The 22808-nt window shown below is 52.4% G+C and carries 22 protein-coding genes; 6 read left to right on the top strand and 16 right to left on the bottom strand.

The features are described from left to right. Positions 1-180 precede the first annotated feature (180 nt). The 15 genes from QZ327_RS03155 to rnr all read right to left on the bottom strand — a co-directional run bounded on the left by QZ327_RS03155 (position 181) and on the right by rnr (position 15356). On the bottom strand, positions 181-1323 hold the full coding sequence (locus QZ327_RS03155) for a 6-bladed beta-propeller (protein WP_294617045.1): 1143 nt from the start codon (positions 1321-1323) through the stop codon (positions 181-183). Continuing rightward, positions 1320-1688, bottom strand: a complete 369-nt coding sequence (locus QZ327_RS03150) for an NVEALA domain-containing protein (RefSeq protein WP_294617044.1) — start codon at positions 1686-1688, stop codon at positions 1320-1322. Before QZ327_RS03150 ends, QZ327_RS03155 begins: the two co-directional genes overlap by 4 nt. Positions 1689-1811: 123 nt before the next feature. After that, the gene (locus QZ327_RS03145; protein WP_294617043.1) at positions 1812-2003 is read right to left on the bottom strand and encodes a hypothetical protein; all 192 of its coding nucleotides are present in this window, start codon (positions 2001-2003) and stop codon (positions 1812-1814) included. Between the two features lie 13 nt (positions 2004-2016). Next, positions 2017-2199 carry a nucleotidyltransferase substrate binding protein gene (locus QZ327_RS03140; protein WP_294617042.1) on the bottom strand — a complete coding sequence of 61 codons (183 nt, stop codon included), beginning with the start codon at positions 2197-2199 and terminating at the stop codon, positions 2017-2019. 23 nt (positions 2200-2222) lie between these two features. Next, positions 2223-2990 (bottom strand): metal ABC transporter ATP-binding protein, encoded by a 768-nt coding sequence (locus QZ327_RS03135; protein WP_294617126.1) that lies wholly within the window; start codon positions 2988-2990, stop codon positions 2223-2225. 60 nt (positions 2991-3050) lie between these two features. Next, positions 3051-3974 (bottom strand): zinc ABC transporter substrate-binding protein, encoded by a 924-nt coding sequence (locus QZ327_RS03130; RefSeq protein WP_294617041.1) that lies wholly within the window; start codon positions 3972-3974, stop codon positions 3051-3053. A 65-nt stretch (positions 3975-4039) separates the two neighbouring features. Continuing rightward, the gene (gene mnmD, locus QZ327_RS03125) at positions 4040-4738 is read right to left on the bottom strand and encodes a tRNA (5-methylaminomethyl-2-thiouridine)(34)-methyltransferase MnmD (RefSeq protein ID WP_294617124.1); all 699 of its coding nucleotides are present in this window, start codon (positions 4736-4738) and stop codon (positions 4040-4042) included. 17 nt (positions 4739-4755) lie between these two features. After that, entirely contained in the window at positions 4756-5235 is a 480-nt protein-coding gene (locus QZ327_RS03120; RefSeq protein ID WP_294617039.1) for a DedA family protein, read from the bottom strand. Then, positions 5220-6215, bottom strand: a complete 996-nt coding sequence (locus tag QZ327_RS03115; RefSeq protein ID WP_294617038.1) for a hypothetical protein — start codon at positions 6213-6215, stop codon at positions 5220-5222. The genes QZ327_RS03120 and QZ327_RS03115 overlap by 16 nt, the downstream gene beginning before the upstream one ends. A 6-nt stretch (positions 6216-6221) precedes the next feature. Further along, entirely contained in the window at positions 6222-7496 is a 1275-nt protein-coding gene (gene purD, locus QZ327_RS03110; RefSeq protein WP_294617037.1) for a phosphoribosylamine--glycine ligase, read from the bottom strand. 170 nt (positions 7497-7666) lie between these two features. After that, positions 7667-9943, bottom strand: coding sequence for a S9 family peptidase (locus QZ327_RS03105; protein WP_294617035.1), 2277 nt, complete (start codon positions 9941-9943; stop codon positions 7667-7669). A gap of 20 nt (positions 9944-9963) precedes the next feature. Then, entirely contained in the window at positions 9964-11412 is a 1449-nt protein-coding gene (locus QZ327_RS03100) for a THUMP domain-containing protein (RefSeq protein ID WP_294617033.1), read from the bottom strand. A gap of 228 nt (positions 11413-11640) precedes the next feature. Next, positions 11641-12537, bottom strand: coding sequence for a serine acetyltransferase (locus QZ327_RS03095; protein ID WP_294617031.1), 897 nt, complete (start codon positions 12535-12537; stop codon positions 11641-11643). A gap of 132 nt (positions 12538-12669) precedes the next feature. Then, positions 12670-13149, bottom strand: a complete 480-nt coding sequence (locus tag QZ327_RS03090) for a pyridoxamine 5'-phosphate oxidase family protein (RefSeq protein WP_294617029.1) — start codon at positions 13147-13149, stop codon at positions 12670-12672. A 47-nt stretch (positions 13150-13196) separates the two neighbouring features. Next, the gene (rnr, locus tag QZ327_RS03085) at positions 13197-15356 is read right to left on the bottom strand and encodes a ribonuclease R (RefSeq protein ID WP_294617027.1); all 2160 of its coding nucleotides are present in this window, start codon (positions 15354-15356) and stop codon (positions 13197-13199) included. 219 nt (positions 15357-15575) lie between these two features. Here rnr and QZ327_RS03080 point away from each other — a divergent pair, with 219 nt between their 5' ends. The 3 genes from QZ327_RS03080 to QZ327_RS03070 all read left to right on the top strand — a co-directional run bounded on the left by QZ327_RS03080 (position 15576) and on the right by QZ327_RS03070 (position 18621). Further along, positions 15576-16490, top strand: a complete 915-nt coding sequence (locus tag QZ327_RS03080) for a cation diffusion facilitator family transporter (protein ID WP_294617122.1) — start codon at positions 15576-15578, stop codon at positions 16488-16490. Between the two features lie 167 nt (positions 16491-16657). Next, on the top strand, positions 16658-17665 hold the full coding sequence (locus QZ327_RS03075) for an NAD(P)-dependent oxidoreductase (protein ID WP_294617026.1): 1008 nt from the start codon (positions 16658-16660) through the stop codon (positions 17663-17665). Further along, complete coding sequence (locus QZ327_RS03070) at positions 17656-18621, top strand: phosphatase PAP2 family protein (RefSeq protein WP_294617024.1); 966 nt, start codon at positions 17656-17658, stop codon at positions 18619-18621. The genes QZ327_RS03075 and QZ327_RS03070 overlap by 10 nt, the downstream gene beginning before the upstream one ends. A 44-nt stretch (positions 18622-18665) precedes the next feature. Here QZ327_RS03070 and dusB read toward each other — a convergent pair whose 3' ends face one another. After that, complete coding sequence (dusB, locus tag QZ327_RS03065; RefSeq protein WP_294617022.1) at positions 18666-19643, bottom strand: tRNA dihydrouridine synthase DusB; 978 nt, start codon at positions 19641-19643, stop codon at positions 18666-18668. A gap of 266 nt (positions 19644-19909) precedes the next feature. On the opposite strand from dusB, the gene QZ327_RS03060 reads away from it, so the two are divergent. Genes QZ327_RS03060 through dprA form a run of 3 tightly spaced genes read left to right on the top strand, consistent with a single transcriptional unit; the run spans position 19910 to position 22758 of the window. Then, entirely contained in the window at positions 19910-21196 is a 1287-nt protein-coding gene (locus tag QZ327_RS03060) for a peptidase U32 family protein (protein WP_294617020.1), read from the top strand. A 40-nt stretch (positions 21197-21236) separates the two neighbouring features. After that, positions 21237-21647 carry a thioesterase family protein gene (locus QZ327_RS03055; protein ID WP_294617018.1) on the top strand — a complete coding sequence of 137 codons (411 nt, stop codon included), beginning with the start codon at positions 21237-21239 and terminating at the stop codon, positions 21645-21647. After that, complete coding sequence (gene dprA / locus QZ327_RS03050; RefSeq protein ID WP_294617016.1) at positions 21640-22758, top strand: DNA-processing protein DprA; 1119 nt, start codon at positions 21640-21642, stop codon at positions 22756-22758. The genes QZ327_RS03055 and dprA overlap by 8 nt, the downstream gene beginning before the upstream one ends. Positions 22759-22808 lie beyond the last annotated feature (50 nt).

The following is a 22808-nucleotide window of genomic DNA, read 5'->3' as shown; positions in this document are numbered from 1 at the left end:
CTGTCCCGAAGGAAGATAACTCCTTCAGACTCCCTTTAATAACGACTTCTATAAATGAAAAAGCCGTGCCTCGCGACAGATATTAATGTCTTTCGCGTAAAGTTTCATATAAAAGTGCCCGTATCTTTTTTATCGGTAGCTCAAAAAAACGAGCTACCGATAAAAAAGATACGAGTATTTTCACTTGAGTTTGTAAAGGAAAAGGATAGGATTGTCGTCGTCTTTTATATTACCGACAAGTTCTTTGAGTTCTTGCGATATGGCTTTCGCGTTCGGATTCTTGTCCGAAACAACTTTCAGATTTATCAGGGAAGAGGCGGGCACAATGAAGCAGACGGCATCTTCTTCTCCCGTTGTCGAGGTGTATTTAGGCAGGGGGAATTTGTATTGCGAGTTGTATACCACGTTGTATTCCGACAGTGTACTGTCCGCCTTGGACAGGATGTATGTGCTGCCGGGCAGGTTGGTCTTGAACAGTAAGGTCTTCTTTGCATCTACAACATCGGTCATCAGATAGACCAATCGGTTTCTGATGGTATACCTGTTTAGCTCACGGCAATCGTATACTTTGTTCTTGGCATCTTCGGGGAAAGTTTCTTTGGAGAAATCAATACGGTAGAGGGGAGCGATTTCTTCTTTGGTTATTTTATAGATGGTAGGGTCGAACTTTCTTGTGAACAGAGTGGGGGATGCCCCACCCAGCAGTCGTCCTTCGGTGGTACAATAGGGAGCCAGTTCTTTCAGCGGTTCCAATATCTCGGTGCTGTGTCCGTTGTGCAAAATCGTTATTGAATATTTCGTCGGACGGTTATTGGCGTAAGTGGCATTTCCCAGGTAAATGTAATCACCGTCAATAGAGATGGAGTTGTAGTAGGCGGGTAGTTTTTGGCTACCAACGAAACGGCCTTTGCTGTCGAAACTGAGCAGTGCCGACGGGTCTGTCAGCAACACCAATTCGTTCTTCTTTTTATTGATAGCCGCATCGATGATGGCACTGTATTCGCCCCGGCCGCTGCCTACCCGATGGATGGTGTATTTGTGTCTGCCGTCAGCATCGAAAGCAATCAGTTGGTTTCCTCTCCTATCGAGAACGTACAGTGTCCGGTTCCACTCAATCACTTTATTGATACGGGTTATCAGTGTTTCGTTGTTGGTCTCCAAACGGATAGTGCGCGGCGCGTACAGAAAAGCGGTGTCTGTTATCGACTTTTCATTTACCTGTAGCGTGATGGTCGGTTCATCCCCGTAGTGAGACGTGGCACATCCTGTTATAAGAAGCGACAGGATGGTCAGTATGAGGGTATGAATTGTTTTTTTTGTCATGGGTTTAATACTCTTGTTGCAAGATCCATACTGAAATCATATTCGCACTTAATGATACCTGAACCATAACAAGTTGTTTCTGTACATACAATTATATTTTCTATAATTTTTTCCCCATCAGGACTTATTGTATAAGTAGGGTCAGAGTCGTATGTATTGACGATTTTTTCAGCAGAACCATTTTCATAATTGTATTCATCTTGGGCCAATGCCTCAACATTTGCTAACATGATGTTACTCAATTTTTCATTTTTCATTTCTGTAGAAAAGTACACACTAAAAACAAGCACACTTACAAATAGTAAGATGCACAAACCGATAATTCTCTTTTTGTTCATTGTAACTATATTATTGATTAGTTTCATAAGTATAAGCAAAAGAACTCTTATATGCAAGGTTTATCTTGTATTTTTATGTTTTTTTATTATACTTGCGCAATATTGTGCCCTAAAATTCTATGAGCAGTATGGCAATAATTATTTGTCCCCCTACTTCGTATAAATAACAATCCCCCTACGCTGTATATGTTCCAATAGTTCGAGGCTTTTCAGTTGGTGCAGGATAGAGAGGTCGAAGTTGTAGGGAAGTAACGAGCCGTACAGGATGGCTTGGTCTATCTCTTCGTAGCGGGCGAGAAGCGTGCATAGTTCGTGGAGTTTGTTGTCGGTCAGTCCGTACATAAGTAATACAAGACTATAAGAAAGAGGGAGTGGACAATAACGACTGCATTTTCTCCTCGAAAGCGCAGAGCAACGGATAATATAGCTGCATGATTGTCTCGTAGATTTCCGATGCCACTTCATCATCGTAGTTGTGGGAGGTCAGCTTTTTGGACTCAATGGACTCCATCCAGCGGCGGTCGTCTATCGGTCCCATTTCAAATGCCTTACAATTTGCTTCTAATGACGATGACAATGCTCCCCCAGTATCCGGTGCGGCAACGTGCCGTGCCCCAACAGCTCTATGGGGCAATTGAAATTGCGTTCGAGCCATTCGCCGGTGATGCCCGTGTCGGGGTGGTAGTCCAGTGTTTCGTTGACGCAGGCGATGGATTTCACTTGTTGCAGCACGGTGCCTATGTCGTGGCTGACGAGTATGATGGCGCAATCTTTGTTGATTTCCGCCAACAACTGATACAGGCGGGCTTCGAAGCGCTTGTCGATGTAGGTGCTGGGTTCGTCGAGGATGACGACTTCGGGGTCGGAAATAATGGCACGTCCCAGCAAGGCACGTTGCAGTTGTCCGCCGCTCAGCGCACCGATGGCGCGGGTTTCCAGTCCTTCCAGTCCCATGCGGGCGATGACTTGGCGCGCCTTTTCCTTATGTTCTTTCGTGAAACGTGAAACGAGGGATTTCTTGCTGCTGAGACCTGATAGGATTACCTCTTCGACGGTGATAGGAAACTTACGGTCTATGCTGTTGTATTGTGGCAAATAGCCCATGGTGAGCCGGGAGTTGCCTGCCTTGCCGGGAGTGGTAAAGGTTATTTCACCGGAAATGGGTTTAAGCAATCCCAGGATACATTTGATGAGGGTGGTTTTGCCGCCGCCGTTCGGACCGATGATTCCCAGGAAGTCACGGTCGTACACAGTGAGGTCCACATCACGCAGCACGGTGCGACCATCGTATCCGGCATGGAGGTTTTTTATCTCGATGATTGGTGTCATGTTCATATACGTATATGGTTGATGGTTTCGGGCACGGACGGTGCGGGCTCCGTGCGGTTGTCATCGTTCTGCCAGTGCCTTTGCCGTATGCAGCATCTCCGCTTCCCAGTCGTACGACAGGGGATTGATGCCTACCACCCGGCTACCCGTTTGCTTGGCGATGAGTTCGGCATTGCGGCGGTCGAACTCCGGTTGCACGAAAATGACATGCACTTGTTCGCTCTTGCACGTATCAATCAATGCCTTCAGGTGTGCGGGCGAGGGTTCTTTGCCGCCGGCTTCGATAGGAATCTGATGCAGACCGTAGTCGCGGGCGAAATAGGAGAGCGCCGGATGATAAATCATGAAGGCGTGGTCTGCACCGGGAGTGGAGAGTTTTTCGCGGATAAGGCTGTCTGTGCGTTCTATCCGTTCGCTGAGTTGTTTGTAGCGTCCGATGTACTCCAGTTTGTTGGGCTGGTCGAGCGTAATCAGGGCATGAAGAATGTTGCGCGCAATGATCCGGGCATTGACGGTAGAGTTCCAAATGTGCGGTTCCACGCCGCCGGGATGGTGGTGCTCCTGTCCGGCTGTCTGCGGAGAGTGTGCCGGCTGATGGTGGCTGTGGGCATGCGCGTGGGTGTCGTCGTAGATAAGTTCCACCCACTCTGACATGTCGAAGAATTGCAGGTGCGGGGCGTTTTCCGTCAGTTTGTCAGTCCAGGTCTGCTCAAAACCGATATAGCCGATGCGGAAGTAGGCTTTGCTGCGGGCAAGGTCTACGAGTTGTTGCGGTGTGGGGTCGTAGGTTTCCGGGCTTGTGCCTTTGGGAACCATGCTGACTACCGTAAAGCGGTCACCGGCAATGGCTTCGGTAAGGTATCGCAACGGTTCGAGGGTAACGGTGATGACCGGTTTGCCGCCGGTATCGTTGCTTTGTCCGCCTTTCGGTTTGCAGGAAGCTGCCAGTATCGCGGCAAGCAATAAAAAATATATCTTTCTCATCTGTTCTGTGGTATGTTTCGGGGTTTAGTCTCAGGTTTATGATTTCATCGTTTATGATTCGTTCTCTATTTTCTTGCCCGGAGTATCTCGCGTTTGCCGCCCGGCGGACCGGGAAGCCGTTCCACCGTAAACCCTACGGCTTGCAGAAGCCGGCGGACGGCGCCTTTTGCGCAATACGTGGTCAGTATGCCGTCGGTGTTCATGGCGGCGTATATGTTCCGGAAGAGCTCCTCGCCCCACATTTCCGGCTGTTTTTCGGGGGCGAAGGCATCGAAATACACAACATCGAAAGGAGAGCCGGCAGTTAGCGGCAGATGATTGGCAGACGGTTCGTTGCTAATCGCCGATGGATTGCCGCTAAACGCTTTGGTCACGTCTCCTTGTACTTTGTGTAACGTGAAGTACGGCGTAATGTTCACGTCCCTGTTCCACGGCGCCGCGTGCAGCTCTTTAAACAAAGGATTGTCGCTATAATGCAGGACATCGACCTCTTCCCACGACAGGGGATACAGCTCGATGCCGGTATAACGGACCGGACGCTGTTCCTGTCCGGCAGTTTCCAACGTAAGCAAGGCGTTCAGCCCCGTGCCGAAGCCTATTTCGAGGATATGAGGCAGGGGAGCGGCGGTTGCTTTCAGTCCCATGTCGATAAAGATGTGTTGCGACTCGGTGCGCGCCCCTTTTACCGAGTGATAATGTTCGTTCAGTTCGGGCACAAACAATGTGGCGCTCCCATCTTCCGTCCGTTCTATAATCCGTTTCATGCTCATCAGTCCACTCATTAAACACTAATCACCGACAACGCTTCTTTCAGTGCCAGCAACAGCACTATGTAGCGTATCAGTTTCCCGGCAAACATGGAAGAAACGGTCAGCAGGACGTTGCTTCGCATAAATCCCAATGCCACGGCAATGACCCCTCCCACGAAAGGCAAGAAGGCGAAAAACGCCATGAGCGCTCCTTTCCCTTGCAGGAACAGTTGCATCTTGTCTATCTTTTTCTTTTTTACTTTGAGATATTTCTCTATCCAGTCTGTCTTGCCAAGGTGTCCCATGTAGTAGCAGGTCATGCCGCCTGCCGTATTTCCCAGTGTGGCGGCAAAGAGACAGACGGTAGGGTTCAACCCTACCTTGACGAGCGCTATCATCACCAGTTCGGAACTGAAGGGAATGATGCTTCCCGCCAGCAATGCCGACACAAAGAGCCCTACATATCCCCAGTCAATCAGCAGTTGTATCAACGTGTTTATAAAAGCGTCCATAAGTTAAATCCGAATAAGAAGAATAGTCCGACAAGTATGATGATGAAGAACAGGTTGGAACTCCGGCTATTGGTCAATACGAATAAGTGTCCCGTCAGGATGCTGACGCCGATTAGTAACAGCGGCACCAGGTGGGGATACAGCATAGGTTGCAATCCCATACAGGCGAAAATGCAGAAGGTCAGCAGTATCAGGAAGTGCAGGTAGCTGCGCGTGCGTATCTTGTCTTCATAGCCGGCAATCAGGCAGTGGCTCGAACTTACTATATATAGAAGGAGTATATATCCGATGGTTACCAGTTCCGAAGGCAGGAAACCGTACCGGATGGGACGGAAATCCGCCAGTTCCAGGAAGGGGCGGTAGAACAAGTCTATATGCCCGGACAGGTAGGCATATCCCAGCAGAAACCAATACGGCACGCTCCAGCCGATGAGCGAGGCGAAGAAGCTCTTGGGCTGGAGAGACTGGAAATTGTAAGCGCCTATCCAGAATACGGGCACGAAGAGTGTCAGTTGCGGAAAGAGAAGGCTGCCCATTCCTATGAATGCGAATGCGTGGAACAGATAGCCCGCAGGGGTAGGCTCCTGGTAACTCCTGAACAGGAAATAGAGGGCTACCAGAAAAGCGACCGCCGCCAAATCGCCGGCGTGCAGCATGTGCATGCCGGGACAGACGGAAATCAGCAGGAAATAGATGGCTGTCTGCACCGATGCCCGCATGCGGATGATGGCGAATGCGTTGTTCAGCCCGATAAGAAAATATCCTATGACGGAGTATAGGATAAAACTGAAAAGGCGTGCGCCCCAAGCCGGAATGCACGAACCATAGAATGTGTTCCACAAGGGATAACCGCTTGTGGGCAGTTCCTGACCGGGCAACAGGACAGCGCTCAGTATCCAGCAGGCTACCGATATCAGGATAGCGGCGGGAAGCGTAAAGCGTCCCGCCGTCACCCGGTTTTGGAATCTTTGAATCCTCATTGATTGTTAAAGGTCGAATCCGATGTCGCGACGGAAGTATTTGCCTTCGAAACTCAACATGTCTGCCACTTTATAACTCTTCTCCAAAGCCTCTTCTTTCGTTGCTCCATACGAGCAGACAGCGATGACGCGTCCGCCGTCGGTGACGATACGTCCGTCTTTTACGGTGGTGCCGGCATGGAACAGGATGCTGTCCGTGGCTTCCGCCAAGTCGAAACCGCTCATGGGATATCCTTTTTGGTAGGCTTCGGGATAACCGCCGCTCACCAGCATCACGCAAGCCGCCGTGCGCGGGTCCAGTTCCAGCGTTTTGGTATCGAGGTTCACTTGGTGCACGCCTTCGAAGAGGTCGATGAGGTCGCTCTTGATGCGCAGCATCACGCTCTCCGTTTCCGGGTCGCCCATGCGCACGTTGTATTCGATGACCATAGGTTCGTTCTGCACGTTGATAAGCCCCAGGAAGATGAAGCCTTTGTAAAGGATGCCTTCTTCGCGCAAGCCGTTTACGGTAGGCTCGATGATGCGTTGGCGCACTTTCTCCATAAATTCGTCGTTGGCAAAGGGAACGGGAGTCACGCTGCCCATGCCGCCGGTGTTCAGTCCCTTGTCGCCTTCTCCGATGCGCTTGTAGTCTTTTGCTACGGGCAATACCTTATAGTGCTCGCCGTCGCTCAGGACGAATACCGAACACTCTATTCCGCTGAGGAACTCCTCGATGACCACCGTTGCGCTGGCATTGCCGAACATGCCGCCCAGCATCTCCTTCAACTCTTTTTGCGCCTCTTCCAGCGTCGGAAGTATCAGCACGCCTTTGCCTGCGCACAAACCGTCGGCTTTCAGCACGTAGGGGGCGGAGAGGGTCTCAAGAAAAGCAAGCCCCTCTTCCAGCGTATCGGCTGTCACGCTTTTGTAGCGGGCGGTAGGTATGTTGTGGCGCAACATGAACTCTTTGGCAAACTCCTTGCTGCCTTCCAGTTGCGCGCCCTTTGCCGAGGGACCGATAACGGCGATGTGGCGTGTGGCGGCATCCCCTTTGAAGAAATCGAAAATGCCTTGCACCAACGGGTCTTCCGGACCCACTACAATCATGTCGATGCCATGTTCAAGGGCAAAAGCCTTGAGGGCGGGGAAATCCGTAGCTTTGATGTCTACATTTTTGCCTACTGCGCTTGTTCCGGCGTTGCCGGGAGCGATATACAGTTTCTCTATTTTCGGGCTTTGTGCAATCTTCCAAGCCAAAGCATGTTCGCGGCCGCCTGAGCCTAACAGTAATATCTTCATATTGTTTTCGTTTTTAAGTTTCTTCATTTTCTTAGGAGTTAAGTGAGTTGTCGGGAGTTAAAGCCGATAGTTTTGCTAATGGTTAGCGACTGACGATTAACAAGAGTATCGGCTTTAACTTCTCTGACTCCTTTAACTTCTTAACTTCTTTAACCCCTCTAACTCCTTCCTTACAGATAATCTTCAAAATACCTCGTAATCTTCTCGTGCAGATGCACCCGGTCGCGTCCCAGCACGTTGTGCTTGTGTCCGGGATAGATAAACAGGTCGGGATAGGTGCGCGCATCGATACACGCCTTCATGAAAGAAAGCGTATGCTGGGGCACGCATGTGTCATCGTGGTCATCGTGTATGATAAGCAGATGCCCTTTCAGATTACCCGCAAGGTTTCTCAGGTTCGTCTCTTTGTAACCCTCGGGGTTTGTCTGCGGGGTATCCATATAGCGTTCGCCATACATTATCTCATAATAGCTCCAGTCAATGACCGGTCCGCCGGCAACGCCTGTTTTAAAGATTTCCGGATAGCGCAGCATGAGCGCGGTGGTCATGTGCCCGCCGAAGCTCCAGCCGTGAACGCCGATGCGGTTGCCGTCCACATAGGGCAGGCTTTTCAGATACTCCACCCCTTTCACCTGGTCTTTGCCCTCTTCAATGCCCAGCTGCCTGAAAGTGGCATTCTCGAACTCCAGCCCGCGGTTACTGCTGCCCCGGTTGTCGAGCGTAAACATGATATAGCCTTTGTTCGCCATGTAGAGGTCCCATCCGCGTGCGCCGTTCATCCAGCCGTTAGTAACCAATTGGGCGTGCGGTCCGCCGTATACATAGACAATGGCGGGATATTTCTTGTTCGGGTCAAAGCCGGCGGGCTTGACAAGGCGGTAGTAGAGGTTGGTCTTGCCGTCTGCCGCCTTTAGGGTGCCTGTCTCGATGCCCGGCATGGCAAAGCCTTCGAACGGATTCTTTGCCCTTAGCAGGTTGACGGTTTTGAAGGTCTTGGTGTTGATGATGTCGATATTGCGGGGCACGGTGGGCGACGAGTAACTGTCGATGATGTACGTGCCTGACGCACTGAGCAATCCGGTGTGCACGCCGTCGGTATCGGTGTTGATGCTGAAAGGCAGGCTGCGCTTGCCGCTGTTTACGTTTACGGCGAAGTTGGCGCTTCCCGTAGCATCGATGGCATTGAAGATGACCTCTTGCCGTTGGGCGTTGAAGCCCAGGATGGCGTTTACCAGCCATTTGCCTTCGGTCAGCTGCTTCACTTTATAACTTTGGCGGCAGGTGCCTCCACCTACGGGAGTAGCGTGTGTTTCGGGATACATCCGGATTTTGGTATCTACCAGATACAAGTGGTTGTAGCCGTCGCGCTGGCTCTGGTAGATGAACTTGCTGCTGTCCCACGGCAGGAATACGATGGGTTGCTGAGGCTCAACGTATTTAGGATGCGTCTCTTCGAGAAGAGTGGACATAGGTTCTCCCGTCTCCGCGTCATATTGGCAGAGTTTGGAGTGGTTCTGGTCGCGGTTCAGTTCGATGAGGTAGAGGCTCTTGCCGTCGGGTGCCCAACTGATGTTGGTGAAATAGCGGTCGGCAGGGTCGCCCGTGTTCAGGTAGACGGTGGTTTGAGTCTCCGTGTTGTAGATGCCTACGGTGACCTGGTGGCCGGACATTCCTGCCATCGGGTAGCGTATCGGGTTCGCCGAAGCCACCCTGGAGGTGATGTCCACCAGCGGATACTGCGTCACCATGCTTTCGTCCATGCGGTAAAAGGCGAGCCGGTCTCCTTGAGGGCTCCAGAATGTGCCTTTGCTGATGCCGAACTCGTTGCGGTGGACGCTCTGTCCGCATACAATCCCTTCGGGCTCCGCAGTTACGGCTTTGTTGTCGACAAAGAGGTTGTTCTTTACGGTATAGGCTATATGTCCGCCCTGCGGGGTATAGTCGATGTTCGCGCCGTTCCTTTCTCCCGCCTGCGGCATGCCTTTGACAAATTCGTCTTTCTCGAAATCGTAGATGATGTATCTTGCCGGCAACTTGATAAGCATGTACGGTTTGTCGTGCCACGGAAACTCGGTGTTATAGAAGTGCTGTATCTTGCTTCCCTTTGGTCCGGACGCCGTTTCCGTTTCCGCAGAAGCCGTTTCCGTCTCCGTAGGGGATATCAGCGAACCGAGCACGCGGTTTACTTTCTCTCGTGTCGTGAGCAATGTCTCCTTCCCGTTTTTGGGGTTGACGGCAAACAATGAATCGATGCCGGGTTTTATGCATACGTCGCCCCACCACTGCAAACCGTGGAGGTTCTCGACGGTGCGGTAAGTCTCGCCCCCCGGAATGAGGTCTTCCAGCGTAGGCTTTTTCAAGTCCTGTGCCATAAGCTCCATTGAAAATAAAGCAGATACTGCCGGTAGCAGTACCTTGATTGCCTTACTGATTTTCTTTATGTCCATAGCCTGTCATTTTAGCGATGTCAGTCATTGTTCCGTTCATCGTCCCCTCTCCGGAATTCTCTCGGGTTGCGGGCATTGCCGAACTCCCGTCCCTTGCCGAATTCCCGTTTCGGTTTCCATTCCCCGTCTGCCGGCTTTCTGTATTCGCGGTGCTTGAACGCTTGCTTGTCGTCCGGTCTGAACTCTCTTCTTTCCCTCGGTTTGAATTCTCTTTTCTCTCTGGGCTTGAATTCCCTCCGTTCGCCGGGTTTGAACTCTCTTCTTTCCCGTGGTGCGTAAGGCCGGTACTCCTTGTCGCCGCCTTCTTCATTCTCCTGCTTTTTGAACTCTTTGTATTTTCCGTCGAAGATTTCATACTTGCGGAACTCGCATTCCAAAGCGCCGTTGAACAGGGGGATCTTGGCGGTGGCTTTCAGCCCGATTTGGTCGAAACACTCTTCGCGGTAAGAGAGTATCCATGCGGTGTTGCCCGTGAACGCGTGTTTCAGGCGTTCGCCAATCATGGAGTAAAGCCCCAGCAGGTCGTTTGTGGAGATGCGTTCGCCATAAGGCGGGTTGGTGATGATGACCGCCTTCTCTTTGGGCTGTTCAAATTGTTGGAAAGGCTGTAGCTTCAACGTCACGTCCTTGGACACGCCTGCCGCTTTGATGTTGTGGGTGGCTATCTCGTTTGCCTGCGGGTTGTTGTCGTATCCGTATATCTTATGCGTGAACTCGCGTTCCTGGCTGTCGTCGTTGTAAATCTTGTCGAACAGTTCCTGGTCGAAGTCGAGCCATTTCTCGAAAGCGAACTCCTTGCGGAATACGCCCGGTGCGATGTTCTTGGCTATCAGTGCCGCCTCAATGGGTATGGTGCCCGAACCGCACATCGGGTCTATCAGGTCGCATTCGCCGTGCCAGCCCGTCATGAGTATCATGCCGGCAGCCAACACCTCGTTCAGGGGAGCTTCCACCGCTTCCTGGCGGTAGCCGCGGCGGTGCAGGGACTCGCCGGACGAGTCGAGGGAAAGCGTGCACTTGGTTTCCGCGATGTGGATGTTCAGCAGTACGTCCGGTTTGCTGATGCGCACGGACGGGCGTTTGTTGTAGGCATCGCGGAAGTAGTCCACAATGGCATCCTTCACCTTGTAGGAAACAAACTTGGAGTGGCGGAACTCTTCGCTGAACACAACCGCGTCGACGGCGAAGGTCTTGTCGATATCCAAATAATCTTCCCAGTGGATTGCCTTGATTTGTTCGTACACCTCATCGGCATTCTTTGCTACGAAATTCTTGATGGGTTTCAGGATGCGGATAGCGGTTCGCAGGCAGAAATTTGCCTTATACATCATCTCCTTGTCGCCGCGGAATGATACCATGCGGCGTCCTATCTGTATCTCGTCTGCTCCTAAAGCGGTCAGCTCCTGTGCCAATGTTTCTTCCAGTCCCTGGAAAGTTTTGGCAATCATTTCAAATGATTGTTCGCTCATTTAGTTATTAGTTGTTTTTACTGTTTCTATATCTGTTGTAATTCGGTTCGTTGTTGCCGGTCCTGACAGACACTTGTACCTGTCGTCTCAGACACTTGTGTCTGTCCGCTCAAACACTTGTGTCTGTCAGGACAGACGCCAGTGTCTGTCAAGTCAAAGACCAGTGTCTGTCCGCCCCACCGTTATGCCTCCGTATTTCAGGCTTCTGCACCCTTCCGGAGGGCTTCCCTATTTTTTCGCCTTTGGTTGCACTATCCTTGCGCCTGCCGGCACGTCTTCCGTCACCCAGATGTTGCCGCCTACGGTGGCGTCTTTCCCTACGGTGATACGTCCCAATATGGTGGCGTTGGAATAGACAATGACATTGTCTTCCAATATGGGGTGGCGCGGAATGCCTTTGATGGGTTTGCCGTTTTCGTCCAACGGGAAACTTTTGGCTCCGAGCGTCACGCCCTGGTATAGTTTTACGTTATTGCCGATGATGCAAGTCTCGCCGATTACCACGCCTGTGCCGTGGTCTATCGTGAAGTGGCTGCCTATGGCGGCTCCCGGATGTATGTCGATGCCGGTTTCGCTGTGCGCCATTTCGGTTATGATGCGCGGGATGAGGGGCACGCCGAGTATTAGCAGCTCGTGTGCTATGCGGTAGTTGCTGATGGCACGGATGGCGGGATAGCAGCTGATTACCTCGCCGAACGAGTGGGCGGCGGGATCGCCGTTGTAGGCGGCTTCCACGTCTGTTGCCAATACGCGGCGCAATTCGGGCAGGCGGCTGATGAAGCGGGCGGCGACGGATGCGGCTTCTTCGCGTTGAAGCCCTGTGCAGCTGCTTTCGTCATCGCTGCCGAAGCAGAGTCCTGCCAGTATCTGCTCTGTCAGCAGGTCGAACAACCGCTCTACGTTGACTCCGATATGGTAGGTCATCGTGCGGCTGTTGACCGTTGAGTTTCCAAAATATCCGGGAAAGATAATGGCGCGGGCAAGTTCGATGATATCGCACAAGGCTTTGGCTGAAGGCAATGGATTGCCGTCCGTGTGCTGGTGAAACAGCCCTTTGTAAGATTCGCTTTCCGATAGCTCATCGACTGCCTGTGTCAGGATGTGAGTAAAACTGAATGGACTCATTATGATATCCTTTATTGATAAAGTGGCTACAAAGGTATGAAATACTCGCCAAATTTCCTACATATACCTTATTTATAGTCACATTTATGCACGGCTTTTGCATTTAATAAAGGAGGTAAGGGAATTAAACCTTCATTTTATCTCGCTCGGCCGCAGCCCGAACGATTTGCAGCTTATCTTCTCTACTTTCACTTCCCAGATTTTCACATTCCGCACAGCCGGTTCGGCATAGCCGCACACATTGTCCGTATATTGCTTCATGAAAAGGTCGAGTATCCGGCGTTTCTCGTCCATCGCTTCTATGAAGCGCACTTTGCCTTTGCAAATGACGCTGCGCGACTTCATGCTGTAGCTGCAAGCCACCTGTTTGTGCATATACACCAGTTCGTTTCCTTCACAGAAGTTGATGCAGACTTGCGGATGCCGCGCCACCATTTCCACTTTGCTCCCTTCGGGACCCGAATGCAGGTAAACGGTGCCGTTCTCCCAGGCAAAGTTCATGGGCACTACATACGGGTTGCCCTCTTTGTCGGTGATTCCGACCGTGCAGTAGGGGCATTTGCGGATAATCTCTTCTATTTGTGTGTGGTCTGTAATGGTAATTGTTTTCATGCGTATGCACTGTTTATGTCAACCTTCTTGCCAACTGCCTGCTAAAGTCAGGGCATCAGCGCGAAGTCCAATTGCTTTTTCTCCAGGTTGGCGCGTGCCACCTTGACGGTGATGGTATCGCCCAGGCTGTATGTGCGTTTCTTCCGGCGCCCGCGCAGGCAGTAGTTCTTTTCGTCGAACTCGTAATAGTCGTCGTCGAGGTCGCGGATGGGTATCAGCCCCTCGCATTTGTTCTCGTTCAGTTCGACGTACAATCCCCATTCGGTGACACCCGAAATGACACCGTCGTAAGTCTGTCCCAGGCGCTCTGTCATGTACTCCACTTGCTTGTACTTGATAGAGGCGCGTTCGGCATTGGCGGCAATCTGCTCCATGCTGCTGGAGTGCTCGCAGAGGGCTTCGTATTTCTGTTCGGACACGCTTCGTCCGCCCTGGTCCAGGTACTTGGTGAGGAGGCGGTGCACCATCATGTCCGGATAGCGGCGGATGGGCGAGGTGAAGTGGGTGTAGTAGTCGAATGCCAATCCGTAGTGCCCGATGTTGTGCACGGAGTAGCGTGCTTTCTGCATGGCACGGATGGAGACGGTCTCGATGAGGTTCTCCTCTTTCTTTCCCTGGATATCATCCAGCAGGTGGTTGATGGATTTGGATACATCCGTTTTGCTTCCGCCGGTGCGCAGTTTATAGCCGAAGCGGGCGATGAACTGCGACAGGTTGTCCAGCTTCTCGGGGTCCGGCAGGTCGTGGATGCGGTAGGGGAATACCTTCGGCTTTTTGCTTTTGGGCACACGTCCTATCTTTTCCGCCACCGTGCGGTTGGCAAGCAGCATAAACTCCTCTACCAGCTTGTTGGCGTCTTTGGATTCTTTGAAGTATACGCTGACGGGCTTTCCCTTTTCGTCAATCTCGAACTTCACCTCATAGCGGTCGAAGTTGATGGCGCCGGCTGCAAACCGCTTCTCGCGCAATATCTTGGCAAATGCGTCCAGTTGCAGGATTTCCTCTTTAAAGTCTCCCTCTTTGGTTTCGATAACCTGTTGCGCTTCCTCGTAAGTGAAGCGGCGGTCGGACTTGATGACCGTATGCACGATGCGCGAGTCCTTTACCTCACCTTTGTCCGTCATTTCGAAGATGGCGGAATACGCCAGCTTCTCTTCATCGGGGCGTAGCGAGCAGATGAAGTTGCACAGCCGTTCGGGCAGCATCGGGATGGTACGGTCTACGAGATAGACGGATGTGGCTCGTTTCTCCGCCTCTTTGTCGATGATGCCGCCTTCTGTCACATAGTGCGTCACGTCGGCTATGTGCACGCCTACTTCCCAAAGGTTGTCCTTCAGTTTGCGGATGGACAAGGCGTCGTCAAAGTCTTTGGCATCCTTGGGGTCGATGGTAAAGGTGGTTACCTTGCGGAAGTCTTCGCGCTTGGCATATTCCTCCGCAGGGATTTCGGCGGGTATCTTGTCCGCAGCTTTCTCCACGGAAGCGGGATAGATGTACGGCAGGCCGAATTCCGCCAGTATGGCGTGCATTTCGGTGGTGTTCTCGCCGGCTTTTCCCAGGATGTCGATAACCTGTCCGATGGGATTCTTTGCCTTATCGGGCCACTCCACCACTTTGACGATGGCTTTGTCTCCCGTCTTTCCGCCCTTCAGTTTCTCTTTGGGGATGAAGATGTCGTTGGCAAGCGTACGGTTTTCGGTGACGAGGAAGGCGTATGACTTGGCTACTTCCAATGTCCCCACAAAAGTGTCGTTGGCGCGTTCCAGTATTTCGATGACCTCGCCTTCGGCTTCGCGTCCGCGGCGTTTGGCATAGAAGGCGATGCGCACCTTGTCGCCCGCCATGGCGTGTGCCGAGTTGCGTTCGGCAATGAAGATGGGGTCGCCGCCGCCTTCGGGTATGAAGGAGTTCTTGCCGTTGCTCTTGCGCTGGAAAGTGCCGGTCATTTCCACACCGTGGTTGTTCAGCCTGTATTTATGCTTGTCTACTTCGGTGATATAGTCGTCGTCCTGGAGTTCGGACAGGATGTCCATGCACAGCATTTTCAGCGGGTGCGTAGTGAGACGCAGTTGCTCGAAGATGTGTTTCAGGGAGAGCACCTCGTTCTGTTTTATGTGGAAGAAGTCCAACAGTACTTTGACGAGCTCTTTCTTTTTCATTCGCTTGCCTGCTTTCTTCTCCTTCTTTTCTTTTTTTGTCTTAGCCATAATTTTGGAAATATATTTTAGTGTGTACGTCAGCGCCTGCTTGGGTGCGGCATGAAAATGACGCAGGCTTCTGTCCGCCTGTGCAAAGTAAACAAATAAAAGCGTTCACTCGTTCACTCGGTGTTCAAAAATCGTCCTGTCTCACTGAAAATTATAGATGACCCCCCCCGCCGTAACGGATTTATGTACTATATTTGCAACGACTTGGAGAGAAAGAGCATGGAAGTACAGCCTGTGGATAAGGAAGATGTTGCGAGGGAAAAAGGCATTTACCGCGTGACGGTCGTGGGGAGTGCGGTGAACTTCCTTCTGCTGCTGCTCAAGTTTTTTGCGGGCATCGTGGGGCACAGTGCCGCCATGCTGGCGGATGCCGTCCACTCGCTGTCGGACTTTGTGACGGACATCATTGTCATCGTGTTCGTACGTATCTCCTCCAAACCGGAAGATGAGGGGCACGACTACGGGCACGGCAAGTACGAGACGCTGGCAACCGCCATCATCGGCATTGTGTTGCTTTTTGTCGGTTTCGGTATTTTCTGGAACGGCGCTTCATCCATCTATCATTTTCTTCATGGAGGTTCCTTGCAGGAGCCGGGCATGTTGGCACTGGCGGCGGCGTTGGTGTCCATCGCTTTTAAGGAAGCGCTTTACCGCTACACGGTGTTCAAGGGAAAAAGTCTGGACTCTCAGGCGGTGGTTGCCAATGCGTGGCATCACCGGAGCGATGCGCTCTCTTCCATAGGAACTGCCGCCGGCATTGGCGGAGCCATTCTGTTGGGAGACCGTTGGCGGGTGCTCGACCCCATAGCTGCGGTCGTTGTCAGCCTTTTCATCATGAAGGTAGCCGTGCAGCTGTTGGTTCCTTGTGTGGATGAACTGCTGGAGAAGTCGCTGCCTGCCGATGTGGAGGATGAGATAAGGCAGATTATCCTCTCCTGCCCGGGAGTAAGTTCGCCGCACCATCTGCGTACCCGCCGTATAGGCAACCATTATGCGATAGAGGTGCACGTGCGTATGGACGGTGCGATAACGTTGGAGGAAGCCCACCGCACGGCAACCGCCATTGAGAACACATTGAGAGCGCGATTCGGCAAAGGGACGCACGTGGGCATCCATGTGGAGCCGGTGAAATGAGGGAGGGATTTTTGATTTCAGATTTCAGATTTTAGATTTCAGAGTTCTGGTTTCAGAGTTCTGGTTTCTTTTTGCTGTATTCCGTATGGCATGAATCATGAATTTGAAATCTGAAACCAGAAATCTAACATCTGAAATCAGAAATCATATAAGTAAACATCATTGAAGTGGAAACGATTTTAATAACAGGGGCAAGCGGGTTTATCGGAAGTTTCATCGTGGAAGAGGCGTTGAGACGTGAGTTTGGCGTATGGGCGGGCATCCGTCGGTCCAGTAGCCGGGAATATTTGCAGGACGGCAGGATACATTTCCTCGAACTCGACTTCGCACATCCCGACAAGCTCCGTGCGCAGCTCGCCGCCCATAAGGACGCCTGCGGCAGGTTCGACTACGTTGTCCATTGCGCCGGAGCCACCAAATGCGTGGACAAGGAAGATTTCGAACGGGTGAACTACCTGCAGACCAAACATTTTGCGGACGCCTTGCGGCAACTGGACATGACACCCCGTCAGTTCATCTTCATCAGCACGCTGAGTGTCTTCGGTCCGGTACGCGAAAAGATATACACCCCCATTACGGAGCAGGACACCCCTATGCCCAATACTGCCTACGGGCGCAGCAAACTGAAAGCCGAGGCGTATCTGCAAAGCCTACCCGGTTTCCCATACGTCATTTACCGCCCCACAGGCGTCTACGGACCGCGCGAGAAGGACTATTTCCTCATGGCGAAATCCATCAGGCGGCATACGGACTTCTCCGTGGGCTTCCGCCGGCAGGACCTGACGTTTGTCTACGTCAAGGACATCGTGCAGGCGGTCTTCCTCGGGATAGGGAAGCAGGTGTCGCGCCGTGCCTATTTCCTGGCAGACGGCAAGGTGTACAGCAGTCGCGCTTTTTCCGACCTGATACGGCAAGAATTGGGAAATCCGTTTGTAATTCGCCTGAGATGTCCGTTAATTATATTGAAAGTTGTATCTTTGCTCGCCGAATATTGGGCGAAACGCCGGAATGCCGCCAGTACGCTCAATTCGGACAAGTATAGAATAATGAAACAACGCAACTGGCAATGCGACATCGCCCCCGCCGTCGAGGAACTGGGCTACGCTCCCCGATACGATTTGGAGCGGGGTGTGAAGGAGACCATTGCCTGGTATAAAGATAAAGGATGGCTTTAGACTTATTCAAGCGGGTAGAAACCCGCAAAGGGCTTTTTGCGGTAGAGAAGATTACGTTGATATACAATCTGCTGACTTCCATTCTCATACTGTTTCTTTTCCAGAAGATGGATCATCCGGTGCAGATGCTCGTTGACCGTGTCGTGATTGCGGGCATGACGTTCCTGCTGATGTACCTCTACCGGCTGGCGCCTTGCAGGTTCTCCGCCTTTGTCCGTATCGCCATCCAGATGTCGCTGCTCTCCTACTGGTATCCCGACACCTTCGAGTTCAACCGTGTCTTCCCCAACCTCGACCATATCTTTGCCTCGGCGGAGCAGTGGATATTCGGCGGGCAGCCTGCCGTGTGGTTCTGCCTGCGCTTTCCGCAGATGTGGGTCAGCGAGCCGTTCAATCTGGGCTACTTCTTCTATTATCCGATGATATTGTTCGTGGTGGTGTGGTACTTCCTCTACCGCTTCGACCTTTTCGAGAAAGTGTCGTTCGTCATAGTCACCGCTTTCTTCATCTACTACTTGTTCTACATCTTCGTGCCGGTAGCGGGACCGCAGTTCTATTTCCCGGCTATCGGTGCCGACAACGTGGCGCAGGGGATATTTCCCGCCATCGGCGATTATTTCAACCATAACCAGGAGTTACTGCCCGGTCCAGGATACGAACACGGCTTCTTCTACAACCTGGTGGAGAGTTCGCAGCAGGTAGGTGAGCGCCCCACGGCAGCTTTTCCCAGCTCGCATGTCGGCATGTCTACCATGCTGATGATTATGGCATGGCGCGGCAGCAAACGTCTGTTTGCCTGCCTGTTTCCCTTCTACCTGCTGCTGTGCGGCGCCACGGTCTATATCCAGGCGCATTACCTCATTGACGCTATCGTCGGCTTTTTCTCTGCCATCGTGTTGTATGTGGTGGTGACGTGGATGTTCAAGCGCTGGTTTGCGCAACCCATGTTCAGGTGAGGCAAGGGCGGCGCTGGTTTCTTCTGACTAACTCTCACTCATATTTATATTAGAGACCTAATCTCCCGGAAGATGCGGTAAAGTTCCTCTTTCGTCTCTGCCCGCAACATGGCGATGCGCGTGTCGCGGAAGTTGGGAATGCCCTTGAACAAGGGGCTTGCCGCCAGGTGACGGCGCACGTGCAGGATGCCTCGGCGTTCGTCCAGCAGCTTTACGCTCTCTTCCACCTCTTGGCGGAGCACGTCCAGTTTCCATTCGGAGCTGAGGGGCGGCAACTCCTCGCCCGTTTCGAGGTAATGTTTCACTTCCTTGAATATCCAGGGACGTCCGAAGCTGGCACGGCCTATCATGACGGCATCCACCCCGTAGCGGTCGAAGCACTCTTTGGCACGTTGGGGGGTGGTGATGTCGCCGTTGCCGATGACGGGGATGTGCATGCGGGGGTTATTCTTCACTTCGCCTATCAGCGTCCAGTCTGCCTCGCCCGTGTACATCTGGGCGCGGGTGCGTCCGTGGATGGTGAGGGCGGCGATGCCGCAGTCTTGCAGCCGCTCGGCAAGTTCTACGATGATTTTGTTGCCGGCATCCCAGCCAAGGCGGGTCTTTACGGTGACGGGTATCCGTACGGCATCCACCACGGCACGGGTTATCTCCAGCATCTTCGGAACGTTCTGCAGCATGCCGGCTCCGGCTCCTTTGCCTGCCACGCGCTTCACGGGACAGCCGAAGTTCAGGTCTAGGATATCCGGGCGTGCCCGCTCCACGATGCGTGCCGCTTCTACCATTGTCTCCGTATCTTTGCCGTATATCTGTATCGCCACGGGGCGCTCTGCGTCGCTGATGTTCAGTTTCTGTTCGGTCTTGCTGACGGAGCGTATCAGCGCGTCGCTCGACACGAACTCGGTATATACCATGTCCGCCCCGAAGTTTTTGCACATCAGGCGGAATGCGGGGTCGGTCACGTCTTCCATAGGGGCGAGGAGTACGGGGCGTTCGCCCAGGTCTATGTTGGCTATCTTCATGAATGAATTGAACTAAATGATTATTTCGCTGCAAAAATACGGAAAAAAGCCTACCTTTGTATCATTCATTGGTTTAACCGGGTTGGAATTATGAAAAAAGGATTGAGGAAGGAGTGGCGATATGAAAGAGCAGTTGGATAATGAAACGCGCGGCTGCTATGTTCAGCTATCGTTTGGAGCTTGCTCATGGTACTTTGGGCGAAGCGGACTTTTATCAATGCGGTTGAAGAATTGATTAACAGCCCTTCTATTTATAAAGACAAGAAATGATGAAACTGAGCGATTTTGAAATCATGGCGCCGGTAGGTTCGCGCGAATCACTCGCGGCAGCCATTCAGGCGGGTGCCGACTCTATCTATTTCGGTATAGAGAACCTGAATATGCGTGCACGTTCCGCCAATACGTTTACCATTGACGATTTGCGGGAGATTGCCCGAACCTGCGATGCGCATGGCATGAAAAGCTATCTTACCGTCAATACCATTATATACGATAATGACATTCCTCTGATGCACACCATTGTGGATGCGGCAAAAGAGGCGGGAATCTCCGCCGTGATTGCGGCGGATGTGGCTGTGATGAGCTATGCGCGGCAGATAGGCCAGGAGGTGCACCTCAGCACCCAATTGAATATCTCCAATGTGGAGGCGCTGCGCTTCTATGCGCAATTTGCCGATGTGGTGGTGCTGGCACGTGAACTGAACCTGGAGCAGGTGGCGGAAATCTACCGTCATATCTGCGAGGAGAACATCTGTGGGCCGGGCGGCGAACGGATACGTATCGAGATGTTCTGCCACGGTGCATTGTGCATGGCGGTATCGGGCAAGTGCTACCTGTCGCTGCACGAAATGAACCATTCCGCCAACCGCGGCGCCTGCATGCAGGTGTGCCGCCGCTCGTATACGGTGCGCGATAAGGAGACGGATGTGGAACTGGAGGTGGACAACCAGTACATCATGTCGCCCAAAGACTTGAAAACCATTCACTTCATGAACAAGATGCTGGATGCGGGCGTACGCGTGTTCAAGATTGAGGGGCGTGCCCGCGGTCCCGAATATGTGCGCACCGTAGTGGAGTGCTACAAAGCTGCCATCCGCTCTTATGTGGACGGCACGTTCACTGACGAGAAGATAGCCGCTTGGGACGAGCGGCTGAAAACCGTCTTCAACCGTGGTTTCTGGGACGGTTATTACTTGGGGCAACGCTTGGGCGAATGGACCCGGAATTACGGTTCGGCAGCTACCGAACGCAAGATTTACGTCGGCAAGGGCATCCGCTATTTCTCGAATATCGGCGTGGCGGAGTTTCTGGTGGAAGCTGCCGAAATCAACGTGGGCGACAAGCTGCTGATAACGGGACCCACAACGGGTGCCGAGTTCGTCACTCTGGAAGAAGCCCGTGTCGATCTGAAGCCGGTGCAGACAGTGAAGAAAGGACAGCATTTCTCCATGAAGTCGGTCAAGATACGTCCCAGTGACAAACTCTACAAACTCGTCTCCGTCGAGGAACTGAAGCGGTTCAAGGGGCTGGACGTGGAACAGAAACGGGGATAAATCACTCCTCGCTCTAATAACTTCTTAACGAAGAAATAATATGGAAAAGTATATCTACGAACTGAAAATGAAGGTACGCGACTATGAGTGCGACCTGCAGGGCATTGTCAACAATGCCAACTACCAGCATTATCTGGAGCATACGCGACACGAGTTCCTGTCGGGCACGGGTGTCAGTTTTGCCGCACTTCACGAACAGGGGGTAGATCCTGTGGTGGCGCGCATCAACATGTCATTCAAGACGCCGTTGAAGAGCGGTGATGAGTTTGTCTCCAAGTTATATATGAAGAAGGAAGGCATCAAGTATGTGTTCTACCAGGATATTTTCAGAGCGAGTGATAATAAAACAGTCATTAAGGCAGTGGTTGAAACGGTATGTGTGGTAAACGGACGTTTAAGCGACAGCAAGCTATTCGATAACGTCTTTGCCCCTTACCTTGACCATGAGTAACGACGAGCGCATTTGCAGTATAGCCCTGACTCTTTGCCCCGGCATAGGACATATCGGGGCAAAGCGTTTGATAGACGGCATGGGCAGTGCCGTTGATGTCTTCAGGCAGCGTGAAGCGTTGCCGGAACTTCTGCCCGGTATAAATCCTTCCGTCGTGGCGGCTCTCGACTCTCCTGCCGCTTTTCTTCGTGCCGGGCGCGAAATGGAGTTCGTGGAAAAGAACCGGCTGGCTTGCCTTACTCTGCAGGATGAGGCGTATCCTTCCCGCCTGCGCGAGTGTGAGGATGCTCCGATAGTCCTGTTCTTCAAGGGCAATGTCGATTTCAACCGTTTGCATGTCGTCAATATGGTAGGCACACGCCGTGCCACGGAGTACGGCAAACAGTTTTGTGCAGACTTCGTGCACGATTTATCCGTCCTTTGTCCCGATGTGCTGGTGGTGAGCGGGCTTGCTTACGGCATCGACATCCATGCGCACCGTGCGGCTTTGGCGGATGGTGTCTCCACCGTTGCCGTCCTTGCCCACGGCTTGGACCGCATCTATCCCTTTGTGCATCGCAAAACGGCTGTCGACATGCTGGCAAACGGCGGACTGCTTACCGAGTTCCTTACCGAAACCACCCCCGACAAGCATAATTTCGTCAGCCGCAACCGTATTGTGGCGGGCATGTGCGATGCGACGATTGTAGTGGAGTCTGCTGCTAAAGGCGGTTCTTTGATTACGGCGGATTTGGCGGACGGCTATCACCGCGATTGCTTTGCCGTGCCCGGGCGGGTGACGGATGCCGCTTCTATCGGCTGCAACCGCTTGATACGGGACAATAAGGCGCAACTTGTGCAGAGTGCCGAAGAGTTCGTAAAGGCGATGGGATGGGCGGATGCGGCGTCTCCGGTTAAGGCGGAAGGCATCCAGCGTAACCTGTTTCCGGAGCTTACGGACGAGGAAGAACTGGTGGCGGGCATACTGTCCCGCCAGGGCGACTTGCATATCAATACGCTTGTAGTAGAAGCGGATATCCCCGTAAACCGCATGAGTGCGTTGCTCTTCGAACTGGAAATGAAAGGGATGGTAAAGACACTGGTAGGGGGAGTATATCACTTGTTGGCATAAAAAAAGGAGTACCGCCGTACTCCAACCTTTGTTAACCTTAAATCTAATAC

This window comes from uncultured Bacteroides sp. (assembly GCF_910578895.1).
Taxonomy (GTDB): Bacteria; Bacteroidota; Bacteroidia; order Bacteroidales; family Bacteroidaceae; genus Bacteroides.
The sequence above is the reverse complement of the archived record's forward strand: the minus strand, read 5'-3'. Positions and strand labels throughout refer to the sequence as shown.